This window comes from Halohasta sp. A2 (assembly GCF_056175805.1).
In genome coordinates this window covers 1-237 of sequence record NZ_JAQFWV010000363.1, presented here as the reverse complement: position 1 = coordinate 237, position 237 = coordinate 1, and the positions used below count along the sequence as shown (strand labels likewise).

Below are 237 nucleotides of genomic sequence, written 5' to 3'. Positions count from 1 at the left end.
CGTGTTCGATCACACGGCTCCAACCACTGCTGAGTTCATCTTTGATGGTATCACCCCACCTGACAACCGGGATGACGTAAGCGTAATTGTAGGCGTACAGCAACCCTAGGCAGGTGCTGTTGTAGAAGCCCCGATCAAGATAGACGGCCTTGACGCTCAGGTCAAGGCCGTCAAGCAGTTCGAGGAACTCACCGAGTACGTCACCTGAGGTTTCGCCAGCGACCAGCTGGCGAACCG

General features: G+C 56.1%; 1 pseudogene. It reads right to left on the bottom strand.

The features are described from left to right. Positions 1–237 (bottom strand): annotated as a pseudogene (locus tag O2S87_RS19445) (ISH3 family transposase); the annotation flags it as partial.